The sequence below is a fragment of the Paenibacillus sp. FSL F4-0087 genome, assembly GCF_038020215.1.
Classification (GTDB): Bacteria; Bacillota; Bacilli; order Paenibacillales; family Paenibacillaceae; genus Paenibacillus; species Paenibacillus taichungensis.
In genome coordinates, this window is record NZ_JBBODJ010000001.1 from 1,343,679 (window position 1) to 1,365,867 (window position 22,189).

Annotated in this window: 22 protein-coding genes; all 22 read right to left on the reverse strand. The window is 39.5% G+C overall.

Features of this window, described 5'->3' with window-relative positions:
• Positions 1-18 precede the first annotated feature (18 nt).
• The 22 genes from MHB84_RS06520 to MHB84_RS06625 all read right to left on the reverse strand — a co-directional run bounded on the left by MHB84_RS06520 (position 19) and on the right by MHB84_RS06625 (position 22,176).
• On the reverse strand, positions 19-801 hold the full coding sequence (locus tag MHB84_RS06520; protein WP_180287107.1) for a DUF1648 domain-containing protein: 783 nt from the start codon (positions 799-801) through the stop codon (positions 19-21).
• A gap of 342 nt (positions 802-1,143) precedes the next feature.
• Positions 1,144-1,539, reverse strand: a complete 396-nt coding sequence (locus MHB84_RS06525; RefSeq protein ID WP_076291512.1) for a GntR family transcriptional regulator — start codon at positions 1,537-1,539, stop codon at positions 1,144-1,146.
• Positions 1,540-1,740: 201 nt separating this feature from the next.
• The gene (locus MHB84_RS06530; protein ID WP_099855963.1) at positions 1,741-2,814 is read right to left on the reverse strand and encodes an AI-2E family transporter; all 1,074 of its coding nucleotides are present in this window, start codon (positions 2,812-2,814) and stop codon (positions 1,741-1,743) included.
• A 220-nt stretch (positions 2,815-3,034) separates the two neighbouring features.
• Positions 3,035-3,808: an ABC transporter permease gene (locus tag MHB84_RS06535; protein ID WP_326101852.1), complete on the reverse strand. Its 774-nt coding sequence runs from the start codon at positions 3,806-3,808 to the stop codon at positions 3,035-3,037.
• 16 nt (positions 3,809-3,824) lie between these two features.
• Complete coding sequence (locus MHB84_RS06540) at positions 3,825-4,733, reverse strand: ABC transporter ATP-binding protein (protein WP_076291510.1); 909 nt, start codon at positions 4,731-4,733, stop codon at positions 3,825-3,827.
• A 32-nt stretch (positions 4,734-4,765) separates the two neighbouring features.
• Positions 4,766-4,978, reverse strand: a complete 213-nt coding sequence (locus MHB84_RS06545; RefSeq protein ID WP_341143015.1) for a hypothetical protein — start codon at positions 4,976-4,978, stop codon at positions 4,766-4,768.
• Positions 4,979-5,260: 282 nt separating this feature from the next.
• Positions 5,261-5,779, reverse strand: coding sequence for a hypothetical protein (locus MHB84_RS06550; RefSeq protein ID WP_076291509.1), 519 nt, complete (start codon positions 5,777-5,779; stop codon positions 5,261-5,263).
• 101 nt (positions 5,780-5,880) lie between these two features.
• Positions 5,881-6,426, reverse strand: coding sequence for a VanZ family protein (locus MHB84_RS06555; RefSeq protein WP_076291508.1), 546 nt, complete (start codon positions 6,424-6,426; stop codon positions 5,881-5,883).
• 48 nt (positions 6,427-6,474) lie between these two features.
• On the reverse strand, positions 6,475-7,563 hold the full coding sequence (locus MHB84_RS06560) for an acyltransferase family protein (protein WP_076291507.1): 1,089 nt from the start codon (positions 7,561-7,563) through the stop codon (positions 6,475-6,477).
• Positions 7,564-7,582: 19 nt separating this feature from the next.
• Positions 7,583-8,503, reverse strand: a complete 921-nt coding sequence (locus MHB84_RS06565) for an LCP family glycopolymer transferase (RefSeq protein ID WP_076291506.1) — start codon at positions 8,501-8,503, stop codon at positions 7,583-7,585.
• A 112-nt stretch (positions 8,504-8,615) separates the two neighbouring features.
• A complete protein-coding gene (locus MHB84_RS06570; RefSeq protein WP_076291505.1) occupies positions 8,616-9,953 on the reverse strand; it encodes a UDP-glucose dehydrogenase family protein in 1,338 nt (445 codons plus the stop codon).
• A gap of 45 nt (positions 9,954-9,998) precedes the next feature.
• Positions 9,999-11,144 carry a hypothetical protein gene (locus MHB84_RS06575; RefSeq protein WP_143764819.1) on the reverse strand — a complete coding sequence of 382 codons (1,146 nt, stop codon included), beginning with the start codon at positions 11,142-11,144 and terminating at the stop codon, positions 9,999-10,001.
• Position 11,145: 1 nt separating this feature from the next.
• Positions 11,146-12,522 carry a sugar phosphate nucleotidyltransferase gene (locus tag MHB84_RS06580; protein WP_076291503.1) on the reverse strand — a complete coding sequence of 459 codons (1,377 nt, stop codon included), beginning with the start codon at positions 12,520-12,522 and terminating at the stop codon, positions 11,146-11,148.
• Positions 12,523-12,555: 33 nt separating this feature from the next.
• Positions 12,556-13,842, reverse strand: a complete 1,287-nt coding sequence (locus MHB84_RS06585; RefSeq protein WP_076291502.1) for a glycosyltransferase family 4 protein — start codon at positions 13,840-13,842, stop codon at positions 12,556-12,558.
• A complete protein-coding gene (locus MHB84_RS06590) occupies positions 13,839-14,444 on the reverse strand; it encodes a WcaF family extracellular polysaccharide biosynthesis acetyltransferase (RefSeq protein ID WP_076291501.1) in 606 nt (201 codons plus the stop codon). Before MHB84_RS06590 ends, MHB84_RS06585 begins: the two co-directional genes overlap by 4 nt.
• 11 nt (positions 14,445-14,455) lie before the next feature.
• Complete coding sequence (locus MHB84_RS06595) at positions 14,456-15,562, reverse strand: glycosyltransferase (RefSeq protein ID WP_179087223.1); 1,107 nt, start codon at positions 15,560-15,562, stop codon at positions 14,456-14,458.
• Between the two features lie 27 nt (positions 15,563-15,589).
• Positions 15,590-16,789: an O-antigen ligase family protein gene (locus tag MHB84_RS06600; RefSeq protein WP_076291499.1), complete on the reverse strand. Its 1,200-nt coding sequence runs from the start codon at positions 16,787-16,789 to the stop codon at positions 15,590-15,592.
• A 51-nt stretch (positions 16,790-16,840) separates the two neighbouring features.
• Positions 16,841-17,776, reverse strand: a complete 936-nt coding sequence (locus tag MHB84_RS06605) for a glycosyltransferase family 8 protein (protein WP_256716916.1) — start codon at positions 17,774-17,776, stop codon at positions 16,841-16,843.
• 38 nt (positions 17,777-17,814) lie between these two features.
• The gene (locus MHB84_RS06610) at positions 17,815-19,239 is read right to left on the reverse strand and encodes an oligosaccharide flippase family protein (RefSeq protein ID WP_076291497.1); all 1,425 of its coding nucleotides are present in this window, start codon (positions 19,237-19,239) and stop codon (positions 17,815-17,817) included.
• Between the two features lie 7 nt (positions 19,240-19,246).
• Positions 19,247-20,227, reverse strand: a complete 981-nt coding sequence (gene gmd / locus MHB84_RS06615; RefSeq protein WP_076291496.1) for a GDP-mannose 4,6-dehydratase — start codon at positions 20,225-20,227, stop codon at positions 19,247-19,249.
• Positions 20,228-20,257: 30 nt separating this feature from the next.
• A complete protein-coding gene (locus MHB84_RS06620; protein ID WP_076291495.1) occupies positions 20,258-21,196 on the reverse strand; it encodes a GDP-L-fucose synthase family protein in 939 nt (312 codons plus the stop codon).
• Between the two features lie 11 nt (positions 21,197-21,207).
• Entirely contained in the window at positions 21,208-22,176 is a 969-nt protein-coding gene (locus MHB84_RS06625; RefSeq protein WP_076291494.1) for an NAD-dependent epimerase/dehydratase family protein, read from the reverse strand.
• Positions 22,177-22,189 lie beyond the last annotated feature (13 nt).

Genomic DNA, 22,189 nt, shown 5'->3' on the forward strand with positions numbered 1-22,189 from the left:
GCATAGACATATGAGCGTTTATTGGCTCAGGACTATACTTATAACAACAATAGCAATGATGAATAATAACAGGACCCAAGATAGTGGACGAGCGAAGTTAATAGTCCAGCCTATTCCATAACGTTTTTCTACGGTAAAAGAAGGATCATTGCTATTGAAGTAAATAAAACCAAACTTCCAATTATCATCTTCATTCACAGGCTGCTCCCTGGATCTTTCACGATCCTCTTGATGATTCCGAATTTTCCCACCGCCTTGTCTGCCTGTGAGAGACAGCAACACAGCGCCTAAGACGATCACCACAGGGGTGATGAAGCTAATAGCTGTCAACAAGACCAGATTAGGGACGAACATATTGATCTGAATGAAGGCAAATAAAATGGTAAGAAGTAACCCCGTTATGATCGTAAATAGGGACCATTTACGGCGGAATTGAATATTTTTAGCAGCGAATTGGGCAGGATCAGACGGGGTAAGCTGTTGTTTGCTTGTTTTAATACTCCAGTTCACCAACATCATAAGTGCAATGATTCCTAGCTGTACCAGATTAATAGCCAGTACCGAAAGGTAGGTTTTAGGCACACTGGAAGTGACATTGCCCTGAAGATCATATTTCATTGGAATGATGTCAGGTAGTGCCTTATAATTCACGATCGAAATGATCGCAATGGCTACAATAATAGCAAAGTGAATGAGAAACCAATAGTTGGAATAGGTGAGCTTGTTTTGGCGGAAGGTGGTATCAATTTTAACCCGTTGAGGTGCTTCTACAGTTGTAAGTGTTCCCTTTAGCTTTTTCATCTTGAAATGAAATATCATATTTAGTGTTGCCCAGTACACAATGAATATCATTGTACAAACACCGGTAATCATTGCGGTAGACTCTTCATTAGCAGATCGGAGTAAATACAGACAGACAAGTATAACAATCCCGTTCCCGATCAGGCTTACTGTAGCAAACATACTCCGGAGCTTACGTAAGATGGGTGTGTAATAATTATATTCACTTACCGTAACCCCAAAGCTGATGGTTTCCCTTGTCAAATATGGTGCAAAGGATAGAAGTAAGGCTAATGGAGCAAAGATTAAAATGATAGGTAATATACTAAATAGTTGCATATATAACACACTCCCTTGATTCTTTTATTCTTTGTTGTGACCCATCTTTACATCATCATACATTTGGTCTAATACCGCAGATAGTTCCTCTTTGGTCATTCCGCGACATATCGCTTCGGCAATAATCGGTCTTAATTCTCTCTGCTGCTTTTTCAAAAAATCATCTGTTAAATCAGGCATTCCATCAGGGTTCACTACGACTCCCTTTTGTCTATGAACTAGAATGTATCCATCTTGCTTGAGTAGTGTATAAGCCTTATTGACCGTATGAAGGTTAACCCCAATATCTGCTGCCAAATTTCGAACCGAAGGTAGCGCCTCACCTAGCTGTAACTCGCCACTAGCAATACCTTCAATAATTTGATAAACAAGTTGCGAATAGATGGGAAGTTCGGATTGCATATCCAGTTGAATAATCAAGGGTCCACCTTCTTTTTTATTATCTGTTATATATCAAGTATAACAGATATAACACGAGTGAGCAATAAGTATGAAAAAAAGCCGCATATCAATCGCGAGGGCAAGTTACCAGGCCCTTCACCATTGATATGCGGCTTATCCATGTGTTTCAAGAGTAAACATTAGTGGTGACACATGACAGAGTTGTATTTCAAATTCCATTCAAAGTTCAGTCTTATCTTCGACAATCCGATAATGGATTTTGCGAACTATAATTTTCAGAATCATATACAGCGGAATAACGATAATCATCCCAAGAATGTTCCCCAGGTCTGCACCTACAAGCAGTAAGATGACGGTAGTCAACGGATGAATGTCCAACTGTTTGCCATAGACATAAGGAGAGATCAGATTGTCCTGAATTTGCTGGGCGATGACAATGATGACAAGCGACCAGATCGCCATTGAAGGTGATTCGATGAACCCCACAATAACGACAGGAATGGCTGCCAGCAAGGCCCCTACATAAGGAATGAAATTCAGAACAATGGATACGGCCGTCAGTAGTAAAGCATATGGCAAACCGAGAAAGAGAAAACCAATATACATCAGGATGCCCAATGCTACATTGACAATGACACGACCTACAATGTAGCTGCTTAAGGCTTCGTCAATTTCATGGACCGTCTCTTCTCCATCTTTACGGTAACGTCTCGGGAGCAACAGTGTAAGATTGGTTCCAAATTTGCTGCCCTCCTTGAGCATGTAATACAGCATAATCGGGAACGTCGCCAGAATGATAACCAGATTGGATACAACCGAGAACAATCCGGATACGTAATCCGTTACCTGGGCAATTCCTTGACTTAGAAAATCAGAGAAACGTGAGAACAGATCGGAATCCTCAGGTATATATTTTGAAAGGAAACCACTCTTCTCAAATTCAGCCAACTGATCACTGAGCGAAGTAACCAGTACCGGGGCATTCTCCACAAAATTCAACAGTTGTTCACGCAGTGAAGGCCATACAAGCACACTGAATCCTGCCATAATCAGCGCAATCACCACGTAAATAATAAGAACTGACAGTGCACGCTTCATTTTGTGCCGTTCCATATAGTCGACAAGCGGACGCAGCAGATAATAGAAGAAACCGGCAATCAGCAGCGGAATGATGATGATGTGAATCAGCGAGGTCAGGGGGCTGAAAATAAAGTTGACTTTATCCCCCAAATACACGATGAGCAGCAGCAAAATAATTGCTGTGCATATACGGTAAAACTTGTTGTTTATCAAGAAACGTGATCCCTCCATACGCTGCTCTGCCAAATACGACTGCGGCGATAATATGTATGTATTGCAACTTAATACAGCTTGGGCAGCGTGTTCCATTCCATGCCGCATGCTCATGTATTATTATATGTACCCTTAAATGCTAGTCATGCCACAGCGGATGCTGAATATACTCTATTTTCCATCCTGAAGGAGAAATTGGGCAAAAAAAAGAAGCAGGCGCTTAGCCTGCCACATCTCTTTTGTTGAATACAACCCATGAGATCAACATGAAAATGACATAATATACAGCTAGAACAGCAATAGAAAAGCCAAGTGTCATACCTGCATTTCCATCGCCGCCAAGCAATCCATAATCCGCCGCTGAATTCATATAGCGACTGAGATCCATGTTATTGAACAGGACATACTTGGCCCATTCGTAACGAACGGGATTGAAGATCAATGAGAACAAATTCTGTGTAAACATGATAAATAGAGACAAACCGATGGCCAGAGCTCCCGAACGAAACACGGAGGAGACCATAAAGGCAATAGCGAGCGTAATAAACAAGTCCACGTACAGATATCCCCATAGTGCAAATGCATGTGATGCAGAAGCACCGCTTCCATCCGGAGTTACGGAATGAGAGAACAGCATATACGACATTACGGTTGCCAGAATAACAACAAGTAACGTACTCAGAATACTGAACCCAATCACGGACAAATATTTGGATGCCAGTATTTTGCTGCGCGACCACGGACGAATCAGCAGAAGTTTAATCGTTCCCCAGGTGAACTCACCAGCTACCGCTTCAGCTGCAATAACGACACAGAAGATGGTATTCAGGAAAAAGACAATCTGAACGGTTGTAATAGCTGCTTGCCAGTATGGGACCTCACTAGATCCCATACCTTCATTAAGCAGAACCGGCATCAACAGTGAGATCAATGCCAGAATGGATAACATAATCCAAGTACGCGGACGACGGAAAATTTTCATGTTTTCATTCATAATTAGATTGCCGAAATTACTCAATGCTTCCGCCCCCAGTCACCTGCAAAAATTGATCTTCCAGTGTATGGGTTACGTTACGGATACCATATACCTGAAACCCTTCACTGACCAGCCTCGCATTCAAGTCCGGAATCTGCTCACGAGATAAACGAACCACAATGGCATTGCCCTGAACTGTAGCTTCGCTAATTCGTTCGGCTGCACGTGATGCATCATTTACTTCAAAAGCAACTTCAGTAAGTACGTCCACTCCTGCCTCAGCTTTTAGATTTCTTACATCAATCAATTTGCCATTTTGGATAATCGCAACGGTATCACACATCAATTCCATCTCGGACAGCAAGTGGCTGGATACAAAGACTGTGATCCCTTCCTCCTGACAGAGCTGGCGCAAATAATCCCTAAGTTCCCGTATTCCCTGCGGATCAAGTCCGTTGGTGGGTTCATCCAATACCAATAACTTTGGTTTATGTAATATGGCTTGGGCCACGCCCAAACGCTGGCGCATACCTAGTGAATAGGTCTTTACCTTGTCATGAATGCGTGCTGTAAGCCCAACACGTTCAATCGTCTCGGCAATGCGTTCTTTCGTAATACCAGGTGACATCCGGGCAAAGTGAACGAGATTCTGATATCCAGTCAGAAACTTGTACATTTCTGGATTCTCAACAATAGCTCCAACCTGAGCTATGGCTTGCTCAAATTCATTCTTCACACTGTGTCCCGAAATAATGATATCTCCTTGACTGATGGACATCAGCCCTACCATCATTCGAATCGTTGTTGTTTTTCCCGCCCCATTGGGTCCTAAAAAACCAAAAACCTGCCCCGGAGAAATATCCAGAGTCAGGTCACTGACCAATGATCGGGAGGAGATGATTTTACTGACGCCCTGAAGACGGACGACCGGCTCCTGTTGCATTCCATTTCCTCCTTCATCAACGGACACTCACATCATGCCCGCTTCTCATATGAAGATAGTGTATCATAATCTTTAGTATATTGTCCCGCAAACTGGGATTTCCCCTGACGTTTCGTATGAACTACACACGCTTCACAGCATCCAAGCGGCATCTCACTCCGATAAAATCCGGTGCGAAATACGTGATTGCCTCCACAGTCCTCTTCCTTTAGTTCGACAGAGCCCCTAGCGACCGACACAATCATCCCACAACTGACACAGTAAAAGCGGTCCGTTTCGATCAATGATATTCCTTCCCCTCACAAGGAGCATTGAAGTCCCTGTTATTTGTCGTTAGACGCTGAATTTTGATACAATTTGTATCTAACTCGTAATTTACTTGACACCGGGACTAATGTCAACCCCTTACAGGTTTAAAAAGAAATGAAATGCAAAAAAAGCTCCATAAATGCGACTAAAGTCTCGCATTCATAGAGCCTTTTCAAGTACAAATGATACAATTCGGTACATAGTATGGGTTAATACTATCATTCGGTTTTGTCATGCTCAGTTTCGGTATCTCCATTCTTCGGATAATACCAAAGCAATGTCCAATCGTCCCCATCCTTTACGATATAACAATTCTGCACGATTTTAAATTGACCAAAGGTTCCCGTAAACTTCTGGGTAACACCAATGCGATACGCCTCTGCAAATGGTTTAACGCCATCAATTACCGTAACGTCAAACTCCCGCTCCGGTTTTTCCATCTCCAGATCAAAGGTTTCGACTCCAAAATGCTGCATGAAAATATGCGCTCTAGACTGTAAATAGGCGCTTTTGGGAAAGCGCTCTTTCATTAATGGATGAAACAACTCCCATGAACTGCCGAAATCACCTGTCTGCTCATATTTGTAAAACTCTTGGGCAATGGCAGCAGCTTCATCTGGTGCATCTGCACGAAACAGATATGGAATGGTTCTGACTATGAGCCACAACAGCAGCAGCACAAGTGCAATGAATCCGATCTTTTTAAGTAACGCATTCCGGTTCCTTCTTCGCAGCATGCATCGTCCCCCTTGTCCTACTTCCATACTTATGATGGATGGCAAGCAAGTAGAAGCGGGAACTAGCGGGCAGCATTTCCTGGGAAATCCTATAATCAATTTTATGTTTTCGATTTTCCTTTGAACACTCTCCTACTTAATCTGAATAAGATAATTCCTACACACCCTCCGACCAAATCTACTCCAACATCACGTATGGAGGCAGTTCGACTAGGGCTGAATTGTTGAATATACTCATCCGTTGAAGCAATTAAACTAACAACAAATAATGCGAATAGGATAGCAGTCTTGCTGCTTAGTTTTCTTTGATGCAAAGTCCCATAAACTAAAGCAGCCAGTACAGCATAGATAAATAGATGTCCACTTTTTCGGATAATAAATTCCAAGAAATCAAACGGCTTCTGCTGAAGTGAATAATGCTTTTCACCATAATTGATTGATATATCAGGTAAAGTGAAACCCAACCTCACCTGCTCAGATAATTTATGTAGGAAAGGTTGAATTGTCTGCTGCTGATATGACTGTGCCGACATTGACCATATGAATAAAATCCATAATGAAATAAATATTATAGATCCTAGCAACCAAAGTGACCGGCGTATCCGCAATTTGTTTTTCTTGTGAATACCCACAGAACTTCGCCACATACGTTCTCCCCCCTTGTTTAGTCTTATTCATTCTATAAACAAACCTTATCATGTTTCTATAGCCGTTTTGGATTGGGCTGGAAGATTTGTTTCCTTTGGTTTCACATGTTGGATCCCTCCGACTAGATATCTGCCAAAAGGTATTCGATTAAAAAGATACGCCATAATAATAGAACCTGTTAAACTCGATACAAATAATATTATTGTATATCCTATAAATCCCATTTCTGATATATAAGGAATCCATCCCATAAAAAGTTTATGAAGCAAATAGATACTGAAAGAGTAACTGCTTATATGGTAGACCCATTGTGGAATCTGCTGTACCTTGTTAGATACATAAAAAATCAGTCCAATAACACAGCAAGTATATAGAAGCATATCAGGTCTCTTCGAAGTTGTCTTAGTAAAAATGTGATCATTGAACAGAAAAACAAGAGCCATCATCAATAAAGTCGAACCAAATATCCATAATTTATGACGTCGTATCCATTGAATAACATACTCGTAATTACGTCCAGCATAATAACCGACTGTAAAATAAAATAACCAACCTAAACACGGAATCCAATAGCCACGGGCCCAAATGTAATCATGAAATGGAATTATAGCTATCGGCTGAGTCAGATTAAAGAATGCCAAGTACAAAACATTTACAACAAACGAAAAAATAAGAGCTCTCAAAGGAGGAATACGGTTTAGTACCCTACTTAAGATCATATGCAGAATATAAAACTGAAAAATGAGAAGTATAAACCAGGCTACAAAATCGCCCATAACAATATTTTTCACCGTTTCAACAATGACTGCGCTCCATGTAAATCCTTCTGTCATATCAAATACTGCGTATACAATGCCCATAAAACAATAGGGAATCAGAAGGCTTCTCATTCTTTTTATAAGAAACCCAGGTGGCACACCATCTCTGTATGCTTTTGCCAATAAAAACTCCGAAATGAACACGTAGGTAGGTGTTGCAAACAGTAATATCAGATGGAGATTCTCGAGAGAAAACGATGTCGAGCCTAATTGTTTGGTTTGAAAGTCAATTGAAGCTTCAATTGCATGAATTAATACAATAGCCAAGCATGATATACTCCGAAGCCAAAATATTTCATTAACCAACTTTTTATCCATATGCCATCTCCATAACATATTATTTAGCTAGGTGTTTCTGTATTAGTTCATGAGCTCTATTTCTTTCTTCCTGATCAATTAAGTAATAATACACTCCATTGATCTTCGTACCCTCACCTTCAAGTTCCACAGTTTCAATATTCTCCATATCTGAGCGATAATTCACTAACATACTTTTCATCTCTTCAAATGTAATATCCGTTCTTACGTTATTCTCAATTTCAGAAAGTATTGTCTTCAAATGTATAACATTGGATATTTGAAGAGTAGAATGCATAAGGTATTCCAATACTTGACGTTGTCTACTATTTCTCCCTAGATCCCCACGTGGATCGTCATAACGCATCCTTGTATATCCAAGTGCTTCATTGCCATTCAGTTTGATTAAACCTTCGCTATAGTGATGGCCTTGATAATCAAATTCAAATTGATTATTAACTTCCACGCCACCTAGTATGTCAACAAGCTGCTTAAAACCTTGCATATTTACTTTAATATAATAATCAATAGGCGAATCAAGAAACTTTTCAACCGTATCTACTGCCATATTTACACCTCCAAAGGCATAAGCATGATTGATTTTATCTACTGTGTCATGTCCTACAATTTCAGTCCGTGTATCTCGAGGAATGTTAAACATTAGTACTGATTTTTTAGCCGGATTAACACTGAGAACGATGATCGTATCCGTACGACCTACATCTGTGTTCCGCTCATCCACTCCCATTACCATAACCGTAAAAGGATCATTATCATGAATGTTTATTTCTTTGCCGCCCCTTACATCAGTTACAATGCTAACTGGCTCTACTGAATCAAGGGGTTCGTACATATTATTTGCTGTTGATTTTACTGTGTAATATACAAAAATACCGTATCCTAGAATACCTAATAACAGTAGAGATAATGCACTTAAAGTTAATTTGAGCCATAGCTTCATTACATATCCCCTCAGTAAATATCAATTGTGATGTATTATCCGGAAATCACAAAGAATGTATTTTAGCAATCACATGATTTCCGGCATTAATAGATTTTTAAAACGAAATGGATCAGTTAGCCAACGGAACTGTGTCTGGCAAAACTTTGGTCAGATTAGGACGTCCAACAGAATAATATTCAAATGAAGAATTCAATATTTGTTCCGAACTATAAGAGTTACGGCCATCAATTAATACGGATCGGCTCATGACTTTTGCCAGATCATTAAGATGGATCAACGTAAATTCGGACCACTCTGTTAAAAGACATAACGCATCGCATCCTGTGGCAGCTTGAAGTGCATTATCCGCCCAGTGAATCAATGAAACATCAGTAATTTCTCGTTTAAAGTTCTCCATTGCGATAGGGTCATACACCTGAACAGTTGCACCCAATTCGAGAAGCTTATTAATAATCTCGATTGCTGGAGCATCTCTTACATCATCAGTGTTAGGCTTAAAGGCAAGTCCCCAAATTCCGATACGACTTCCATGTAGAGAACCGAGAGCTTCGTGTAACTTATCAATAACGTTTAATCGTTGTTTCGTATTGACTTCCACAACGGATTGAAGCAACTTAAAGTCATATTTAACACTATTGGCGATATGAATGAGCGCCTGTGTATCTTTTGGAAAGCATGACCCCCCATAACCTATTCCTGCCTGTAAGAAAGAGGCACCAATTCGCTTATCATATCCCATGCCTTCAGCTACTCGTGTCACATCCGCTCCCACTTTTTCACAAATGTTGGCAATTTCATTAATGAATGAGATTTTAGTGGATAGGAAGGCATTCGAAGCATACTTAATCATCTCGGCTGATCGAACATCCGTTAAAATAATGTTAGATGTCAGTTCACTATGCAGCGAAGATAATTTCTCAAAAGCATCTGTACTGGCAGAACCAATAACAATTCGATCTGGATTAAGCGTATCTTGCACTGCAGAACCTTCTCTTAAAAATTCAGGTACAGAAGCTACCGCAAAAGGATACTTACTATATCTACTTACAATTCCCTCAACTTGCTCATTTGTCCCTACAGGTACTGTACTTTTGGTAACGATAATTTTGTAATCGTTCATCGCAAGTGCGATATCCTCAGCAGCTTGGTGGATAAATGCAAGATTAGCTTCACCACTGGGAAGTGGAGGAGTTCCAACCGCAATGATAATAATATCTGCTTGCTGTACAGCGTTGGTTAAATCCGTAGTGAAGGTTAAACGGCCCGCCAATTTATTTTTTACAATAAGTTCCTCCAGCCCTGGTTCATAAATTGGGACTAAGCCCTCGTTTAACATTTCGATCTTATTTTCCAATTTATCCACACAGATTACCTCATTACCAAGTTCCGAAAAACAAACACCAGATACCAGACCTACATACCCTGTACCGATCACTGTCAATTTCATATTGTCCATCCTCCATTAACTTTTTTATTTATATGAATATACCAATCACGTTGTTATACGAAAATCCAATAAACTCTCAATGAATTCAGCAATAACATTTACTCCAGATCGTCTATCCTCAGAATAAAAAGATTTATGATTTTCTATTTCATCATTCTCGGAATCGCAAGATATAATCATTCCCTCAAAAAAATTAGGATCTTCCATATCCCGAAGCTCATCCCACTGAATAGTGACTGTTTTCGTAGCATGCCAGGCTGCAGTAATGTTTCTGCGATCTTCTGGAATATTCCCCCTCTCCAATAAAACCAGTGGTTTATGGGAAACAACGGCTTCACTGATTGTGCTCCAACCAGGTTTTGTAACTACAATATCTGATGCTGCAACAAAATTTTGTGTTTCCGTATAATTCTTTTCAATATTGAAGATGTTCTGACCGGAAATTTCCATATTGCATGAGACAATAAAAACAAATTTTTCATGCTTGAGCAGCTTCATTTTGGAAATGTCTGAGAGATCAACACCCATACCTATTGCGAAAAAAATAATCGTTTTATTCTTGAAGGGGTCAAGCTGTGAGCGAATACGCTTCATTTCCGTAGAGTCTACTCTTCGACAGTAAAAATCTGCAACGATACCACCGCGGACTCCCCAATCTGGCTCAGTTTTTCCACCAGGCAGCCTCACAAAATAGTCCATACAGCGATAGCATTGTTCCAACAACTGTATTAGTTCGGGAGTTAGCGCTTCCTCATATGCTGTATACCAAGTAAAATTGGAAATACCGACAGAAATAACATTTAATTGCGATGCAGCTAAAAAAGGAATTGGAGAGATGTCGGATAAAACCATGTCTGGCTTTTGTAAAGCCAAAAAAGCCCTTTCCATGGAAACCATACTCGAAAAGGAATAATGATAATACACATATCTCTCCTGAAGTAGACTTGATGACAGATCTATACTCCCTGATTCATGGACGTATCCTAAATCAAGAGCTTGTTCTCTAAAGTTGATTCGTTGATCATACTGTAAAGATCTCTTGATAAAAGGTAATACTTTCCCAGAACAAATTGTTATTTGACTTATATTATACTTAGGCCGAAGCAGCTCCCTAATCAGGGCTATGCTTCTTGTCGCATGTCCGTAACCATAATCAGTAATATAAAAAATCAAATTCAGGCTGGATTTCATATTAGATTTTCACACAATGTTGTTCAATTTCTTCCCAATCTGTATATAACTCAACCAAATCATTCTCCATAATTAAAGGTCCTGATTGAACAACAATAAATTCCACGTCCGTTATTGCTTTTAGACCATGCATAGTCATAGCCGGAATATGGAGTACATTGCCTGCCTTGATGCTCATTCGGTTACCATTGTGAATAAACTCGGCGCTTCCCCTAACAATAGTCCATACTTCCTGACAGCTGCGACTTAGGCAATAACTTAAATTTTTCCCCGAAATCACATGCAGTCTTTTGGTAGTCACCTGATTCCCGTCATCGTACTGTTGCACGTCCAGCGTTTTGCACCAGCCCCAGTGACGTTCTTCATATTTAGGCCCTGTATTAAAATTAATAGTTTCTTTGATTCTGGGACTTGCACTCTTGTCTGTAACCAAAATACCGTCTGGGCTCGTTGCCACTACAATATCTGATACTCCAAGGACCACAACTGGTATATCCAATTCATTGATCAAATGAGTGTTCGTACAATCTAAACTGACAATACCTTTTCCAATTTGCTTGGAGCCCATTTCCTCTGTTAACGTGTTCCACGTACCTAAATCTTTCCAATACCCCTCATAAGGAATAACAATGGTTTCGCGCTCTTTCTCCAGCACCTCATAATCAAAACTTATTTCAGGTAGGTTACCATATTGTTTAAGAAGCTCTTCATACTGTATCGGCAAGCCCTTTTCTTGCAACTTATTAATGATATAATCCAATTTAAAAGCAAATACACCACAGTTCCAAAGAGCTCCATTACTAATTAATAGCTCTGCCTGTTCCTCTCTAGGTTTTTCCTGGAATCGTTGAACCTGAAGGATCTCCAATTCCTCATGAGATTGCCTAAAGGTACCTGGAATAATATAACCATATTTAGAAGATGGATAAGTTGGTTTCACACCTATAAGTCCAATATGAGCTCCACTGTGATTGATTGCCCCTTCCAACTGCTGAACCACATTGAAGAAGTGATTTTCCACATATGGATCTACTGGTAAGATGGCTACTACTTCATTGAGCCCTATACTTTTCACTGAATAAAGATAGGTTGCGGCAAGTGCAATAGCAGGAAATGTATCCCTTCGTTCGGGCTCTACAATCAAAGGTACTTCTGTACCTACTTGGCTTTGCATCATTTCTATTTGTGATTTACCAGTAGCAATATAGCTGTCAGCACCCAACCCACTTAGTTCAAGCTGGTGCCATACACGTTGAACCATGGATACCATTTGCATGTCATCATCTTGGAGTACACGCAAAAATTGTTTTGAACGCGCATCATTGGATAACGGCCAAAGTCGTTTCCCTGATCCGCCTGACAGCAGTACAAGTTTCATTGCGATTCCTCCTTTAATTGTTAACTCAAGACATTATTCAGATGCCGCATACTCCCTTTTCCCAACTAACTGGTGGTCTGTTGTTCTGGATGCAAGTCTGCTAAGCAATACTTTGTACTTCTCCATGGAGGTATTTCGTTTAAGATGTTGTTCCAGATAATCCCTTCCTTCCAGACCCATGTTTCTAAGTTCATCCCGATTCAACATATATAAGTCCTTCACATGTTTGACAAACATTTCATAGCTCTGTGGTTCCATTAAACGCCCACACTTGCTCTCACTGATAATTCGATAACCCTCACTGCCCTGTTCCAATACTCCCAAAACTGGTTTTCCAGCAGCCATCACACCATATATCTTACTAGGAACAGAGACGCCCTTAATCCCCTTCTGGTTAACTACCAAATGCACATCCGCTGCATTCAAAGAATATTTCAGATTTTCCTTCGCTTGAAAAGGAAGAAAGTACACCTGTTTGATACCATGTCGCTCAACATAGTCTTGCATTTTTCGCTTCACAGCACCTTCACCTATAAACACAAATGCTAGATCCCGATATCCAGCAAATCTCCCCGTCATATTAATCAAATTCTCCAAGTCGTAATATAACCCAAGGTTACCGGAATACATGATTACAAATTTCCCTTCAAGATGATGTTCTCTCAAAAAATCTGCAACCTTCGGATGGTCTTTGGAGAGTGGTACAATCTCTTGTTCGTCCGTCCAGTTATGAATCACCGAATTATCGGTCACTTTCTTATTATTGAATCTGCGTTCCAGCGTCTCTCTCATATCTTCACCAACGGTCACAACATGATCCGCCAATTTGCAACTTAGCGTATCGACCCATCTAGCCGTACTAGCAATCCATTTCTTTTTACTGTAACCAACTGCTTCAGCTTGTTCCGGATTAAAGTCTTGTATGTTATAGATATGCTTTGTTCTTTTTAATAATTTGCCTATTGTACCAATCACTCCACCTAACACGGGTGGTTGGGAGATGGTGTATATTAAATCCACTTTTTTCTGTTTGAGTAATGCAACAGTTGCCCAAACAAAATAAGCTGAGATATACTTCAGCCTGCTTAATTTATTCTCTTTATTAACATCAGGAAGATTGATCTTTATAATCTGTATTTGCTCTAATTGATCTAAAATGAAGCGACTCTGTTTTTCATGAATCGTCCCCTCAGTCTGTGCAGCAATTACTGTTATATCAAAATCCTTTTGAAGATAAAGACATAACTCTGTCATAATTTGCCCAGTCGATACTACATCCGGGTAAAAGTAATTAATGACAAATACTATTTTGGGCTTCATCTCATCATCTCACTTTCTAACCGTTCAAATGGTATCGTACTTCCAATCTGTTGAGGGAAACGACGCTTTATAAAGACAGCTGGATAGCCGACGTGAATCTCATTTGCAGGAATATTCTTGATCACTGTACTTCGTGCACCCGCAACAGCCATTTCATTAATAATGACACCAGGATATACAAAAACGTCACTTGCGACCCAAGCTCCATCCTTAATTACTATTGGCTTCGTAATCAATCCAAACGAAGGATCATTCAACCGATGACTTCCTGTACAAAGATAAGTATTCTGCGAAATCACACAATGTCTTCCTACAGCAATTTCATCCAAACTGTAAAATTCCGCATTATCTCCAATCCAACTATGATCTCCAATCGTCACTTTCCATGGATAAGTGAACTTGGCGGAAGATCTAATTTTAACACCATGGCCAATTTCAGCCCCGAATCGAGTCAATAACCATCTACGCCACCCGTACATCTGATGAAGGGAAAAGCGAAACACAGTTCCTTGTATCAACCACCATAGCAATACAATGATTCCATTTCTTCCACGTGAATATTCCGTTTGCTCATATAAATCAAGCCTGATTTTATTTTCCATTCCTATAGACCTCACAATGCAGCTTTTTTGATTGCAGTTTCAACCGAGCGTGCATAAGAGTTCGGATGCAACTTACGCCATAAACTCAGTCCCTGTGAACGTTGAGATTGAATATATTCCTTGTTGCCCATCACCCACTGGAATGCCTCAATCATGTTCCGTTGATCCAATGGATCTATTACAAGTCCATTTTGTTTGTCAGCTATAATATCCTTTGTAGCCCCCGCATATTTGGATGCCAATACAAAGGTATTTGTTGCTAGAGCTTCATTAACAACAAGTCCCCATACCTCAATTAATGAAGGGAAAATTAGACAGTCTGCTTGGGCCAAGTACGTTCCAAGCTGCTCTTTTTGTTTGTAACCTTCAAATAAAACATGATCATATAATCCATATTCTTCCACTTTTTTACGCAAAATCGCTTCGTCCGACCCACTTCCTACAATTTTGAATTCCCAGTTCCTAGATTCAAGTTTACTCAGTGCCTGCAAAACGTGGAGTAATCCCTTCCGTTCGATCAACTGTCCAATGTAAAGAAATTGTATTCTGGCTTCATTCTGACGCGATGCCTTCCTGCTTTCTTTATAGTGTTGCCGATAATACTTCACATCTACTGTGTTATATCCGATTACAATTTTCTCAGGATCCACACCATAATGTTCCATACACTTAGCTGATTCAGTACCATACGACACAAAAGCATCAGCTCTGCCAAAGAAGAATTTACGTATTGAATTAAAAAGCTTATTTTGAACTCTACTGCTGTGTAATGTACTGCCGTACCAAACAACAAATCTTTTACGGAATATCTTAGCGTACAACATTCCTGTCCAGTACCCAGGTGCCTCATAACCTGTTGTCATAACAACATCCGGATTAAAACGAATTAGCCTCCAGAATAATCCTGGGTTTAGGTGAATACCCATATCTAATTTTTGCACAAAAATATGGAACCCGCGCATTTGCTCATGTGCGAATTCCATCTCTGAATAATCAATATTCCATTCACGGTTTGATTCCTTTTCCTGTAAAAACCAAACGGTAAAATCAATTGAGTCACTCTGATTGATTTTGTTGTACACAGGAATCCGGTAAGGAGCAATCTGATTGGTGATCAATAACGTCCTTAACATTTATTTTCTCCCCTAAAGAGTAGTTGTCCTCAATGATTTCGATTTCTCTGTTCTCATCAACGCTTCAACTTCATACTTCGGCTGATTGACTAAAGAGCTGTGCACCATAATAAGTGTACCCAGTCCCATATACAAATATTTCTGATCCACGTATGTCCAACTAACCATCAAGCTTACAAATGAAATAATGACAAGTGATAATGAAAGTGAGTAATTTATATCCAACGATTTATCTAACAAGAAGCCAAAGTAGGATTTGCAAACCATTAATAGAACAATAATCAGCATAAACCCTAATAGAAGTCCGTTCTCTGCAAGTATCTCTAAAAATAAATTATGAGGATACTCCTTTAGTGTACCAATACCTGCCCCTAATATAGGATTTTCATAAAAAATTCTTTCTGCCTGATCATACAAGTTCAAACGAACTGCTGAAGATTCCGAGCCAGCCGTATTTGAAATTCGATCCGTCAAAAATTCAGTGTATTTTTGTACTGCACTTAAATTCAACAAAGCAACGAGAATGACTCCAAGCAAAAGCATTAGCTTGATATTCACCTTCTTAAGCCCTCTCATCATCAGGAACAAGGTAATCGCAATTGCAAGGATTGGGCCTTTTGAGGCGCCAATAATTAAAATAGAGGTGCTCGTTAGTAAAAGAATCAGCGTTGTTGAAAACTTCACTTTCTTTGCCGAGAACAAAATAAGTACAATTAAAAGAGAAGTGGCCCCTAACATAGCAGTAGCAATTGGGTGCACCCCATGATATTTGTACCTACCCACAGGAAATTCATTCGCTGCAAAATCAATAAGAATGAGCACTTGAATTACAAAACTATTAAATATAAAGTATTTATAAAATTTTGTTATGTCGTCTTTTCTTTTAACAAAGGACCGCAGTATATATATCATGCCTACTCCCATGACAGTAAACTTCAAAAATTTCACTAATCCAGCCATGGGTTGCGGAGTATACAGCAGACTGAAACTCATTACTATAAGAACTAAATAAACGACTGCATCATATTTAAAAAGAGCCAGCTTTTCTTTTTTTATCAGCATATTATAAACAACCATGACATAAAGAACGACATAAATTAAGAGTGTGATATCTAATAGTCCACCACCCTCTCCCTTTTTGTAAAAGAAACCCAATGGAGCCATGGTGGCAACAAATAACTGTAGATTGATATTTTTTAAGTATGTGGACATGCAAATATTCCCCTTTTGTTCAGTATCTTTCATTGAACCAAGGATCACTTATCATTTGGTTACATCTTCGTATACCATTTTATTTTTTTTGATTTGCAGATTTTTGCGAATACGGACCAATAATGGCGCAGGAAGAGCCATTATGATCCACTTTTTCAATTGGTTTTTGAGGTTTTTACCTTGAGGAACAAAATCGTTCCATTCTGTCATTTTAAGATATTTGTAATACTCCGCTTTAAACGGATGAATATTTGTATATTGCCAAGGCTTTGAAGAAGTTGTGAAATGGATGATAGCAGGTCTCTTTAATGCTTCATGCCATTCTTCTTGAGAAAATGATGATTCATTCAATTTCATACTAAAAAATTTGGTTTGTTGGTTCCACTTGGGCGCAACAGATAGCCACTTATCATAAAGTACTGAATTGAACCCATCTTGGTCATGTAGTGCTGTCTTATGAGAATTACTTACTAGAAATTCCATGACTTTTTCCGGGATATTGTTTTCTCTCCACGCCTTAAGATTAAGAAGCATTACACCCGAATTAAATGTACGGGAGCCTACTGGAATACGTAGTTGGTCAAAACGATTAAAATCAGGATTTTCTACGGCAGCAAGGTGGTAATCTTTAATATCCACATTCCAAAAATCAGAGATATCCTCCTGTATTACCAAGTCACAATCCAGAAAGATGACTTTCTCCTCCTGAATAAGTTCAGGAATAGAAATTTTGTAATACGCCGCATGACTCATGTGATTTTTGACAGACAAGTGGGCAAATTTTTTTGTATCAATATCCAGAAATACGCAAACAGACTGGTAACGCTCAAAAATACGTTTTAATTTCTCATGATTTTCGGGTTTGAGACCGTTGCTGATCAGATACGTTTTTAAAGGCTGACTTGATTTTTTATTTTCAAATAATGAAGTCAGCGTTACCCCCAGATGCTGAGCATAATTATCATCTGTAACAATAACCGCAGTCATGTTGTCCAATACCATCACTCCACTTCAACATTATCCGATTAGCCATTCAATTTCTGCCTAAGCTTCCTAAAGGTTGCAAAACTCAAAAGTTCATCTCGGTAAGTCCGGTTAAACAACAAAGATATGAACCACAACAATACACCCAACATAAGGCCCACAAAGATATTTCTTATCTCCAGACCATATTTAAATAACAAGAGCATAACGAGCATGATAAACGATGCTACAATATTAGGAAGGTACTGAATTCTTGGCATGGTATAACTGAACACCTTCTTTAAATAGTGACGGCAGACTATAAAGTCAATAATGGCACATAAAGATGTTGATATTGCAGCACCTTCAATGCCAATCCAAGGTACGAGAGCCAGGTTAAGAACGATGTTTGTAATGCCTGAGTAGGTAGAAGCGATAAACGAAAGTCTTGCATGATCCATGGCTACAAGAACCTTGCTGTACAGCTCCTGTATTGACCTAAATATCGCACAAACTGCCAATATAGCAAGGACCCATTTCCCCTCGGCAAACGTATTGTTGAATAACCTCATAATATCCTCGGAATAGATCAAGCTCCCAAAAAATACCGGGATAGGAAATAGTAAATACATATAAACCTTTTTATTAAGGTAATTTTTTAGTTGATCCAGTTTATTATTCGCTGCCCATTCGCTGAAGTAAGGAAAATAAGCGGTTGCCAATGTTTTATTAACAATTAATATCCCGCTAGCAATCTGCCAGGCTAATTGATAAATTCCCACCAATTCTTTGGTAAGGAAAAAACCAATCATCCATACATCGATCCAACTAAATGTCAAAGTCCTAACTTCCATTACAGCATTATATTTTGTAAGAGAATACAATTGACCGAAAGCATGTTTGGAAGGACGTTCAAGCTTTACTTTTTTCAATGCCATAAGCGAATATAATGAAGCAACGATTTCTCCAACAATTATTGCTGAAAATAGTACACGAATATCCCCTATCCATATCAAAACAATCATTGAGAACACACGAGGTACCACTTCTTTAATGAACATAATTCTTGAGTACGCAACAATATTCTTCTGAGCTTTAATCAAAATCGAAAGTAGATTTCCAAAATTAGCAATTACGATACACAACATCAAGTAATATGCAGCATTATCCACACCAATATAGCCATTGAGAAATGATCTAAATACAAAGATTGCCAGTAATGAGAGGAACAACAACCCCGTATTTATTAAGATCGTAACCGAGATAATCTGACCTTCATCTTTGCGAATCTCACTGATTCTTTTCTCCAGTGCATAGAACAATCCCAACTTGCAGGTGAATTGTCCTATACCGTAAATCGAGAAAAATAAAGTGTAAATACCCAAGAAGTGTGCTCCATAATACTTGGCGATATAGAATGAGAATAAAATAGCAACTACTTTAATTGATACATTACTCCCGAATAAGTGCAATACACCTTTGCCCATACCGCGCCTATATGTTAACCATCTCTTTAGATTGTGACAAACGAGTCATATCTGCATCAACCATCATGTGCACCAGTTGTTTAAAATCAACCTCCAGTTCCCAACCAAGTACTTGCTTCGCCTTGGAACAGTCACCCAGTAAGAGGTCAACCTCTGCTGGTCTAACAAATTTCTCATCTAAAACAACGTGGTTTCTCCAATCCAAACCTACGTAGGAGAACGCAACCTCTACTAGTTCTTCAACGGTGTGGGTCTCGCCAGTTGAAATCACAAAATCATCCGGCTGTTCCTGTTGCAACATCAACCACATAGCTTTAACATAATCTCCCGCAAATCCCCAATCTCGCTTTGCATCCAAATTCCCTAGTCGCAACTCCGCGGTCATGCCTAACTTAATACGGGCTACGCCGTCTGTAACTTTACGAGTAACAAATTCAATACCACGACGAGGGGATTCATGATTAAACAATATTCCTGAACATGCGAACATATTATAACTTTCACGATAGTTAACGGTAATCCAATGTCCATATACTTTCGCTACACCATAAGGACTGCGAGGGTAAAACGGTGTTGTTTCTTTTTGGGGCGTCTCAACTACACGACCAAACATCTCACTGCTGGAAGCCTGATAGAATCTGGCGTTTGGCTTAATTAAACGGACTGCCTCAAGCATGTTAGTAACGGATAAAGCTGTAATCTGTCCTGTAGCCAGTGGCTGAGGCCAAGACGCTGCCACAAAAGATTGTGCAGCCAGATTATAGACTTCATCCGGATCACTCACTCGGACTGCTTCAATTAAAGAAGCCATGTCGGTAAGATCTCCGGACAACCACTCAATCTGCTCCTTAATGTGATCAACATTCTCATAATTAGGTGTACTCGTTCTTCTACGCATACCATATACCTTGTATCCTTTATTCAACAATAATTCGGCAAGATAGGAACCATCTTGACCTGTAATTCCAGTAATCAGAGCTTTTTTCATTACATTTCCTCCACCCTTTTTATATTTGAGTTACCGCTTAACTAGCGAATCGCTGGTATATAATTCATAAATAGAACGTATTCCATCTTCCAGTTCAATACGTGCGTACCATCCCAAATCGTTAATTTTAGTAACATCAACCAGTTTGCGTGGTGTACCATCTGGTTTAGATGCATCAAATACAATCTCTCCCTCATACCCTACAATTGAACGAATTAACAATGCCAAATCCTTAATAGTAATATCTCTGCCAACGCCTACATTAATAATTTCATCTTCGTCATATTGATCCATTAGAAAGATGCAGGCTTCGGCTAAATCATCCGCGTGAAGAAATTCTCGCAACGGAGACCCACTTCCCCAGACCTCAACACAAGGCAAGGATTGTGTTCTGGCCTCGTGAAATTTTCGTAACAATGCAGGTAATACATGTGATGTAGTCAGATCAAAATTATCATTGGGTCCATACATATTGGTTGGCATCACGGAAATGAAACGAGTACCATATTGCCTGTTATAGGATTGGCACATTGTGATTCCAGCGATCTTAGCAATGGCATAAGCTTTATTGGTTGGTTCAAGCTCACCAGTAAGTAGGTAATCCTCCCTCAATGGCTGAGGGGCCATCTTTGGATAAATACACGTTGATCCGAGAAAAAGTAGCTTTTCAACACCGTATCGATATGAAGCATCAATTACATTTGTTTGAATTAATAAATTATCTCTGATAAAGTCTGCTGGGTAATCGTTATTCGCAACAATTCCACCAACTTTAGCAGCAGCAAGAAAAACAAAATCAGGCTGTTCAGATGCAAAAAACTCATCGACAGCCTGATTATCACGTAGATCCAATTCTGAACTTGTACGAGTTAGAATCGAAGTATATCCCTGTTCACGTAACGCCCGATCAATTGCAGATCCAACTAGCCCTCTATGACCAGCAATATAAATTTTTTTATCCTTCTCCATATGAGTACCTCTCATTCAAATTGAGTTTCCAACAGTATTTCACGATAATTATCAATGGTAAGCTTTAGTCCCTGATCCAAATGAACCAGCGGTTCCCAACCAAGCAAATCTCGTGCCTTATCAATCACAGGACGTCTTACTTTGGGATCATCCTCCGGTAAAGGCAAAAATGTAACATTACTGTTCGAGTGTGTTAACTCTTTAACCAAATGTGCCAATTCAAGGATGGTATATTCATTCGGATTTCCAATATTCACAATTTGTCCATTAGCGCTTTCTGAAGCCATTAGTAATTGCAGTCCTCTAATATTGTCATCGACATAACAGAAGGAGCGAGTCTGTGAACCATCACCATAAATCGTAATATCCGCACCTGTTAAAGCTTGTGTTACAAAGTTGGAAATAACACGCCCGTCATCATTCCGTAATCCGGCAGAATAAGTATTAAAAATTCGCGCAACCTTAACTTCAACCTGTTGTTTAGTGAAGTATTCATAACATATAACCTCGCCCAGACGTTTGGCCTCATCATAACAGGCCCTCGGGCCCCAAGTATTTACATTCCCCCTATAACTCTCAGGCTGCGGGTGAACTTCAGGATCCCCGTATGCCTCACTCGTACTAGCATATACCAGCCTAGCTCCTTTTTTATGAGCAAGTTCCAATAAATTATTAGTTCCTTTTGTATTTACCCAGATTGTACCAAAAGCATCTGCTTGATAGAATTTAGGTGAGGCTGGAGAGGCTAGATGATACACTTCATCAACATTTTGTTGGTTGAGTATATCAAGTGAACTGGCCTGAGTTACATCTGCTTGATGAAAGTGAAAGAGAGGGCTCTTAATCACCTCTTGTAGATTTTGAAAAACACCTGTAGATAAGTTGTCTATCCCCGTTACTTGATTTCCTTGTTGAACAAGCGATCTGACGAGATGCGAGCCAAGAAAACCGGCTGCTCCAGTAACCACTACATGTTTCAATTAAGATCACACT

Coding starts and splice junctions, on each gene's coding strand:
- MHB84_RS06520 (WP_180287107.1), bottom strand. CDS start 801: ATGAAAAAGCTAAAGGGAACACTTACAACTGTAGAAGCACCTCAACGG.
- MHB84_RS06535 (WP_326101852.1), bottom strand. CDS start 3,808: ATGAATGAAAACATGAAAATTTTCCGTCGTCCGCGTACTTGGATTATG.
- MHB84_RS06540 (WP_076291510.1), bottom strand. CDS start 4,733: ATGCAACAGGAGCCGGTCGTCCGTCTTCAGGGCGTCAGTAAAATCATC.
- MHB84_RS06545 (WP_341143015.1), bottom strand. CDS start 4,978: ATGATTGTGTCGGTCGCTAGGGGCTCTGTCGAACTAAAGGAAGAGGAC.
- MHB84_RS06550 (WP_076291509.1), bottom strand. CDS start 5,779: ATGCTGCGAAGAAGGAACCGGAATGCGTTACTTAAAAAGATCGGATTC.
- MHB84_RS06555 (WP_076291508.1), bottom strand. CDS start 6,426: ATGTGGCGAAGTTCTGTGGGTATTCACAAGAAAAACAAATTGCGGATA.
- MHB84_RS06560 (WP_076291507.1), bottom strand. CDS start 7,563: ATGGATAAAAAGTTGGTTAATGAAATATTTTGGCTTCGGAGTATATCA.
- MHB84_RS06565 (WP_076291506.1), bottom strand. CDS start 8,503: ATGAAGCTATGGCTCAAATTAACTTTAAGTGCATTATCTCTACTGTTA.
- MHB84_RS06570 (WP_076291505.1), bottom strand. CDS start 9,953: ATGAAATTGACAGTGATCGGTACAGGGTATGTAGGTCTGGTATCTGGT.
- MHB84_RS06575 (WP_143764819.1), bottom strand. CDS start 11,144: ATGAAATCCAGCCTGAATTTGATTTTTTATATTACTGATTATGGTTAC.
- MHB84_RS06580 (WP_076291503.1), bottom strand. CDS start 12,522: ATGAAACTTGTACTGCTGTCAGGCGGATCAGGGAAACGACTTTGGCCG.
- MHB84_RS06585 (WP_076291502.1), bottom strand. CDS start 13,842: ATGAAGCCCAAAATAGTATTTGTCATTAATTACTTTTACCCGGATGTA.
- MHB84_RS06590 (WP_076291501.1), bottom strand. CDS start 14,444: ATGGAAAATAAAATCAGGCTTGATTTATATGAGCAAACGGAATATTCA.
- MHB84_RS06600 (WP_076291499.1), bottom strand. CDS start 16,789: ATGTCCACATACTTAAAAAATATCAATCTACAGTTATTTGTTGCCACC.
- MHB84_RS06605 (WP_256716916.1), bottom strand. CDS start 17,776: ATGACTGCGGTTATTGTTACAGATGATAATTATGCTCAGCATCTGGGG.
- MHB84_RS06610 (WP_076291497.1), bottom strand. CDS start 19,239: ATGGGCAAAGGTGTATTGCACTTATTCGGGAGTAATGTATCAATTAAA.
- gmd (WP_076291496.1), bottom strand. CDS start 20,227: ATGAAAAAAGCTCTGATTACTGGAATTACAGGTCAAGATGGTTCCTAT.
- MHB84_RS06620 (WP_076291495.1), bottom strand. CDS start 21,196: ATGGAGAAGGATAAAAAAATTTATATTGCTGGTCATAGAGGGCTAGTT.